This window comes from Acidovorax sp. BoFeN1, from assembly GCF_003345135.1.
GTDB lineage: Bacteria > Pseudomonadota > Gammaproteobacteria > Burkholderiales > Burkholderiaceae_C > Acidovorax > Acidovorax defluvii.
In genome coordinates this window covers 21,714-28,594 of record NZ_QOZT01000049.1, presented here as the reverse complement: position 1 = coordinate 28,594, position 6,881 = coordinate 21,714, and the positions used below count along the sequence as shown (strand labels likewise).

Here is a 6,881-nt window from a genome sequence, read left to right as displayed (position 1 = left end):
GCGGTGTATGCACTGAACCACCGGCCACGCAAGTGCCTGGGCTGGCGTACTCCGCATGAGGTGTTCTATGGGCTGGAGATCACTCCGCTTAGACTTGAGACTCGCGCACTTCGTACTTGAATCCGCGTGCCAAATAGGGCTCTAGCGCTTATCCAATAAGCGCAATTAGCTATATTTATTATAGCAAGCCAGCACAAATATATCAGTCTTTCGGTCGCCGTTGAAGCAGGTGTGCATGCACCGCACCGGCCTTCAGGTGGCGGTGCACGGTCAGCCCAAACGGGGCCAGCGCCTCATCGGTCCATGCCGTTGGCGCCTCCAGGTACACATAGCCATCTGCCGCCACAGCCTGGGCGGCGGCCTGCAGTGCGGGCTCGAACAAGGCGCTGTCAAACGGGGGATCCACCAGCACCAGATGCAGGCTGGCTGGCGCTGCGTGCTTGATCGCTGCAACACCGTCGCCACGCTGCACACGCACCACGGTGGCCGCCAGGCGCTGCTGCAGCTTGTGCAGCTGGGCCACCAGGGCGGGGTCGTTTTCCACCAGCTGCACAGCGGCGGCGCCGCGCGAAGCCGCCTCCAGCCCCAGCGCGCCGGTGCCGGCAAACGCGTCCAGGCAGTGCCAGCCGGTGAGGTCCTGGCCCAGCCAGTTGAACAGGGTTTCGCGCACGCGATCGGGTGTGGGGCGCAGGCCGGGGCGCTGGGCCACGGCCAGGCGGGTGCGCTTCCATTGGCCGCCGATGATGCGGATTTCGCCCGATCCCTTGGAGGCTGCGGGGGCAGCCGTTTTTTTGCCCGGCTTGGTATCGGGCGCTGCTGCGGCAGCCGCCTGGGCTGCACGGGCCAGGCGGCCGCCGGGCAGGGATTCGGGGCGCAGGGTGGATCGGCTCATGGAGAAACTTTCAGGCAATGGGTGGGGGTGCAGACGGGCCGGGGGCGTCCGGGCACGGCCCTCATGGCTGGCCCCCCACCACCACGGTCACCATGCGTTCAGGTTGCAGTTTGCGCGCCATGGCGGCGCGGATGTCGGCCACGGTGAGCGCCTCGACCCGCTTCGTCCAGTGGTCAAGGTAGTCAAGCGGCAGGTCGTTCCAGGCGATGTTGGCCACGTTGCCCAGCAACTTGCGGTTGCTGTCGATGCGCAGTGCAAAGCCGCCGATCAGGTTGTCCTTGGCGGCACGCAGTTCGGCTTCCGTGGGGCCTTCGCGCACAAAGCGGGCGAGCACGTCGCGCGAGACCTGCACCGCCTGCGCGGCCTGGTCGGGACGGGTCTGCAGGCCGATGGTGAAGGCGCCCGCATGCAGGCCGGGCGCAAAACCGCTGTACACGCTGTAGCTCAGGCCGCGTTTTTCACGCACCTCGTTGGTCAGCCGCGCGGTGAAACCACCGCCGCCCAGGATGTGGTTGCCCACCAGCAGCGCCAGAAAATCCGGGTCGCGGCGCGCAAAGCCGGGCTGGCCGATCAGCACATGGGCCTGGGCCGACGCAAAGGGGATGCGCTGCTCGGCCGGTGCGGTGAGGGCCTGCACTTCGGGCACCGCCGGCAGCGGGGCGCATTCTGCCCCCGTGCGCTGCGGCAGGCGTGACAGCAGCGTGGCCACCAGCGTCTGCGCCTGGGCGCGGTTGACGGCGCCCACGATGCTGACGCGCGCGCGGCAGGCGGCAATGGTGCGGGCATGAAACGCCTGCATGTCGGCCACTTCGATGCGCGCCAGCGTGTCTTCGGTGGCACGGAAACCATAAGGGTGGCTGCCATACACCGCAGTGGCAAAGGCTTCGCCTGCCACGGTGGCAGGGCGCGTGCGGGACTCCTTGATGCTGGCGCTCCAGCGGGCGCGCTCGCGCTGCCAGATATCGGCAGGCCAGCTGGGCTCGCCCATCTGGCGCGCGGCCAGCAGCGCGGCGCGTTGCAGCAGCGCAGGGTCGGTCAGGGAGCGCAGTGAAAAATGCAGCGCATCGCTGCCGGCGCTGGCATCGAAGCTCGCGCCCAGATCGGCCCAGGCCTCGCCCAGCGCGTTTTCGTCGAGCGGCGGGGCAGCGCCCTCGCCCGCCATGGCCAGAACGCCCTTGGACGCCATCGATGCCACGGCACCTGCCAGGCCGGCCTGCCCGGCCGGGTCGCGGCGGCTGCCAGCGTCAAAGTCGAGCTGCACATCCACCATGGGGATGACGGGGCTTTCCACCAGCCAGACCTGGGCGCCGTTGGCTTCGGTCCAGTGCTGGATGGGCAGCAACGCCCATGCAGAATTAGCACCAAACAGGGCTCCAGCGCTTATCAGTAAAGCGTTAACAGCTATTTTTTTAATAGTAAACATGCTATGCCTCGGGTGCGGGGTCAGTGGCGCGTGGTGCCGGCGGCCGGTGCGGTGCGCTTGGCCTTGGCATCCAGCGGCTGCGGCAGCAGCGTGGCCACGGTGAGCTGGTCGTCGCCAAAATAACGGGCGGCCACCTGCTGCACCTGCTCGGGTGTCACGGTGCGCAGCAGCGCCAGCAGGCGCTCTTCGGCATCCAGGGGCAGGCCCTGCACCCAGTTGCTGCCCAGGTCCTGGGCCTGCCCGTGCACTGAGTCGCGCTGGTACACGGTCGAAGCAATCCACTGGGTTTTGACGCGCGACAGCTCGGCCTCGCTCACGCCCTCACGGGCCACGCGGGCCACTTCGGCACGCAGGGCGTCCTCGACCTGCTGCGCCGTCTTGCCCTGGGCGGGCACGCCGCTGAGCAAAAACAGGCTGGGGCCGCGTCCCGTCACCATGGCCGAACTGCCCGCGCTGTCGGCCACGCGCTCGGGGCCCTGGCTCAGCGCGCGCTCCAGGCGTGCACCGTCGTAGCCGCTGAGCACGGCCGACAACACCATCAGCGCCAAGGCATCGCGGTCGGCATCGGTGAGCACCTCGACCCGATTCATGCCGGGCACGCGAAACGCCAGGGCCACATAGGCCTGCTCGGCCGGGGCCTTGACGGCAATGCGGCGCAGGCCCTGCTGTGCGGGCTCGGTGCGCGGCTTGCGCGCCGGCAGGGCACGGGCGGGCAGGCGGCCATAGTATTTTTCGGCCAGCGCGCGCACCTTGGCCACATCCACATCACCGGCCACCACCACCGCCGCGTTGCCGGGCACATACCACTGGCGGTGGAAAGCGCGCACGTCCTCGGGCGTCAGGGCGTCCAAATCGCTCATCCAGCCCACCACCGGGCGGCGGTAGGGCGAGGCCATGAAGGTGGCCGCAAAAAGCTGTTCGGCCAGAAGGGCACGGGGCTGGTCTTCGGTGCGCAGACGGCGCTCTTCCTTGACCACCTCGATTTCGCGCTTGAACTCGTCATCGGGCCACTGGTTGTGCGCAAAGCGGTCGGACTCCAGGCGCATCACGTCTTCCAGACGGTGCGCGGGAATCTGCTGGTAATAGCCTGTGTAGTCGCGGCTGGTGAAGGCGTTTTCCTGACCACCCAGCGCTGCCACCCGGCGCGAAAACTCGCCCGGCGGCACGGTCTTGGTGCCCTTGAACATCATGTGCTCCAGCACATGGGCCACGCCCGAGGTGCCATCGACCTCGTCCATGGAGCCCACGCGCAGCCACACCATGTGCATGGCCGTGGGCGCACGGCGGTCGGGCTGCACGATGAGCTGCATGCCATTGGCCAGCGTGAACTGTTGCGCGCCCGAAGCCGTGGCAGCCTGCGCGGACAGGGCCGATGGTGGTGTCGCAAAGGGGGTTGGGGACACCGGGGATTGCGCCCCGGCACTCAGGCAGGCCAGCAGGCCCAGAAGGGGGAAAGCACGTTTCATAGAATGGAGTGATTCTAAGTACCTGCCAATGTTCAGTTTTTTCAAGAAAAAACCCACTCCCACGCCCGCACAGCCCGCTGTGGCGGCCCCTGCGACACCCGCCGTGCCGGATGCACTGCCCGCGCCAGCGCCAATAGCGCCGCCCGCGCAGCAGGCACCCGCCAGCCAGCCCACGCAGGCGGCGCCGTTGCCAGCGCCCTCTTCTGCGGCCGCCCTGCCCCCGGTGGCCGACGCGGCGCCGGCGGCGGGCGCTGCGGCTTCCAGCCCGCAAGCGCCGGCCGCACAGCCGGCAGCCAGCGGTGGCTTTGGCTGGCTGCGCAACCCCTTCGCGGCCAAGCCGCCCATGCCCGCGCCTGCAGCAGCACCAGCGGTTGAACCACCGCCTGTCCAGGTGCATGTGCCGGTGCCTGCACCGATACCTGTGCCGACCTCTGCGCCGGTATCCCGGCCCATGCCCGCCGTGGCGGTGGCGGCCGAGCCCGTTGCCGTTGCAGCACCACCGTTGCCTGCGGTATCCCCGGTGCCAATAGCGCCAGTAGCGCCAGTGGCGCCATTGGCACCTAACGTGCCGACCGGGCAAGCGCCCACGCCCGCTGAACGCAAGGGCTGGCTCGACCGCCTCAAGACCGGTCTGCGCAAGACGGGCTCCAGCATCGCCACCGTGTTCACCGGCACCCAGATCGACGATGCGCTCTACGAAGAGCTCGAAGAAGCCCTGCTGCTTGCCGACACCGGCGTCAAGGCCACGCAGTGGCTGCTGACCGATCTCAAGCGCCGCGTCAAGGACACCAAAACCACCGACCCCGCCGCCGTCAAGGGCCTGCTGGCCGACGCCCTGACCGACCTGTTGCGCCCGCTCGAAAAAGCCCTGGTGATTGGTGAGCACACCCCCACCGTCATCATGGTGGCGGGCGTGAACGGCGCGGGCAAGACCACGTCGATTGGCAAACTCACCAAGCACCTCGCCAACGAAGGCGCCAGCGTGCTGCTGGCGGCGGCCGACACCTTCCGCGCCGCAGCGCGCGAGCAGCTGGGCGTATGGGCCGACCGCAACACGGTGGAAATCGTCAGCCAGGAGGGCGGCGACCCCGCCGCCGTGAGCTTTGACGCCGTGACCGCCGGCAAGGCACGCGGCAAGGACGTGGTGCTGGTAGACACCGCCGGGCGCCTGCCCACGCAGCTGCACCTGATGCAGGAGCTGCAAAAGATCAAGCGCGTGGTGACCAAGGCCGACGCCACGGCTCCGCACGAAGTGCTGCTGGTGATTGATGGCAACACCGGCCAGAACGCGCTGGCCCAGGTGCGCTCGTTTGACGACGCGCTGCAACTCACCGGCCTGGTGGTCACCAAACTGGACGGCACGGCCAAGGGCGGCGTGCTGGCCGCCATCGCGCAGGAGCGGCCGATTCCGGTGTATTTCATCGGCGTGGGCGAAAAGCTCGAAGACCTGGAAACCTTCAACGCACGCGAGTTCGCCCAGGCGCTGCTGGGCTGAAAGCTACCCCGGCAGCGTCTCCTGCCGCACCCAGTCGGCATAGGCGGCGCTTGCCTGCAGCGGCTGCACCAGCAGCTGCGGCAGCTCGTAGGGGTGCTGCGCCTGCAACAGCTGCAGCAGGCCCGCAACGCTCCGGGCCACTGTCTTGCACACCAGTCGCCACTCAGCCTCCTCGTGCAGCGCCCCCTGCCAGCGGTAATGCGAGGTGATGGGCTCGACCTGCACGCAAGCCGCCAGGCGCTGCTGCAACACGGCCTGCGCCAGCCGCCGGGCGTCCTCAGGGGTGGCCACGGTGGTGATGACGGCGCACACGCCATCGGCCACAAGAGCATCAGAAGGGGAGTTGCCGGGCATGGAATTTGGCTCCGCAGCGGGGTTGGCGCTGGTTGTGGGGTCTGATGAAGCATGCATATTAGCTATTATTTTTATAGCTTATAGCGCTTATGGGTATTGCGCTAGAGCCACTTTTTATCATAATTCGTGCTGCCCCGGAACCGCAGGGCGCAAGGTCCATTCCGGCAGACCGCCAGGGGCCTGGGTGGTCGGCCACAATGGTGCCCATGACCATGGACCCACACCGCCCCGCAGCGCACGCACACAGCCCTCGCAGCGAGCCACAAACCGCATGAACGCCTGGGCCGCGCTTTTGGTGCCCCCCGCCGCTTGGGGGCTGGGCTGGCTGGGCCTGCGCTGGTTGCGGCGCGAACTGGCACCGCCCCGGCTTGAACACCCCGGCGCGGTCGCTCCGCTGACCGACCTGCAATGGGTTTCGGTGCCCACCGCCAACGGCAAACACCTGGCCGCGCAGTGGTTGCCCGGCCCCGCCGGGCGCGGCGTGGTGATCTTGCAGCACGGCTGGGGCGGCAACGGCAGCCAGTTGCGCCCTGCGGCGCTGGCCTTGCACCGCCGGGGCTGGTCGGTGCTGCTGCCCGATGCACGCAACCACGGTCGCAGCGACCCCGACGGGCACAGCTCGCTGCCCCGGTTTGCCGAAGACCTGCACGCCTGCCTGGACTGGCTGCCAGGCCAGCTCGGCGAACCCGCGCAACCGGTGGTCCTGATGGGGCATTCGCTGGGCGCTGCCGCCGCGTTGCTGGCCGGCTCGCAGCGCAGCGACGTGGCGGCCATCGTCAGCGTCTCAGCCTTTGCGCACCCCGAGCAGGTGATGCGCCGCTGGCTGGCCGAATACCGCATTCCGTTCTGGCCGCTGGGCTGGCTGGTCAACCGCTATATCGAACGGGTGATTGGCCAGCGGTTTGACGACATCGCCCCCGTGTCGCGCATCGCGCACATCCAGGCCCCGGTGCTGCTGGTTCACGGCCAGGACGACACGGTGGTTCCGCTGGAATGCGCCCAGCGCCTGCAAGCCAGCGCCCCGCACGCCAGCCTGCTGGTGCGGGCGGGGCGGCACGATGGTTTCGATGAGGAAGATGCGCTGTACGCCCAGGTGAGCGACTGGCTGGACCGGAATGTTCCAGCCGCCCCGCCAGCGTGCGCACCAAGGCCGCAGCCATAGGCATGAGCGCCTTCGCGAAGCAGCCCACGCGCGGCAAGATCAGCGCCCTGGCCACCAACTGCGCAGACTTGGCTGACAGCAAAGCCATC

General features: G+C 68.4%; 6 protein-coding genes. 2 read left to right on the top strand and 4 right to left on the bottom strand.

Features of this window, described 5'->3' with window-relative positions; translation table 11 throughout:
* Positions 1–202: 202 nt before the first annotated feature.
* From rsmD to DTW89_RS12005, 3 genes are all read right to left on the bottom strand, one after another.
* Positions 203–892: a 16S rRNA (guanine(966)-N(2))-methyltransferase RsmD gene (gene rsmD, locus DTW89_RS12015; protein ID WP_024816138.1), complete on the bottom strand. Its 690-nt coding sequence runs from the start codon at positions 890–892 to the stop codon at positions 203–205.
* Between the two features lie 61 nt (positions 893–953).
* Positions 954–2,315, bottom strand: a complete 1,362-nt coding sequence (locus DTW89_RS12010) for a M16 family metallopeptidase (protein ID WP_114656117.1) — start codon at positions 2,313–2,315, stop codon at positions 954–956.
* Between the two features lie 20 nt (positions 2,316–2,335).
* A complete protein-coding gene (locus tag DTW89_RS12005) occupies positions 2,336–3,781 on the bottom strand; it encodes a M16 family metallopeptidase (RefSeq protein ID WP_114656116.1) in 1,446 nt (481 codons plus the stop codon).
* A gap of 28 nt (positions 3,782–3,809) precedes the next feature.
* Here DTW89_RS12005 and ftsY point away from each other — a divergent pair, with 28 nt between their 5' ends.
* Positions 3,810–5,276, top strand: a complete 1,467-nt coding sequence (ftsY, locus tag DTW89_RS12000; protein ID WP_114656115.1) for a signal recognition particle-docking protein FtsY — start codon at positions 3,810–3,812, stop codon at positions 5,274–5,276.
* Between the two features lie 3 nt (positions 5,277–5,279).
* Here ftsY and cutA read toward each other — a convergent pair whose 3' ends face one another.
* Complete coding sequence (gene cutA / locus DTW89_RS11995; protein WP_114656114.1) at positions 5,280–5,630, bottom strand: divalent-cation tolerance protein CutA; 351 nt, start codon at positions 5,628–5,630, stop codon at positions 5,280–5,282.
* A gap of 271 nt (positions 5,631–5,901) precedes the next feature.
* Here cutA and DTW89_RS11990 point away from each other — a divergent pair, with 271 nt between their 5' ends.
* Positions 5,902–6,792: an alpha/beta hydrolase gene (locus tag DTW89_RS11990; RefSeq protein WP_161555637.1), complete on the top strand. Its 891-nt coding sequence runs from the start codon at positions 5,902–5,904 to the stop codon at positions 6,790–6,792.
* The last annotated feature ends 89 nt before the right edge of the window (positions 6,793–6,881 follow it).

Bases quoted from the DNA above. Each gene is read 5' to 3' on its own strand.
- rsmD (WP_024816138.1), bottom strand. From the start codon at position 892: ATGAGCCGATCCACCCTGCGCCCCGAATCCCTGCCCGGCGGCCGCCTG.
- DTW89_RS12010 (WP_114656117.1), bottom strand. From the start codon at position 2,315: ATGTTTACTATTAAAAAAATAGCTGTTAACGCTTTACTGATAAGCGCT.
- DTW89_RS12005 (WP_114656116.1), bottom strand. From the start codon at position 3,781: ATGAAACGTGCTTTCCCCCTTCTGGGCCTGCTGGCCTGCCTGAGTGCC.
- ftsY (WP_114656115.1), top strand. From the start codon at position 3,810: ATGTTCAGTTTTTTCAAGAAAAAACCCACTCCCACGCCCGCACAGCCC.
- cutA (WP_114656114.1), bottom strand. From the start codon at position 5,630: ATGCCCGGCAACTCCCCTTCTGATGCTCTTGTGGCCGATGGCGTGTGC.
- DTW89_RS11990 (WP_161555637.1), top strand. From the start codon at position 5,902: ATGAACGCCTGGGCCGCGCTTTTGGTGCCCCCCGCCGCTTGGGGGCTG.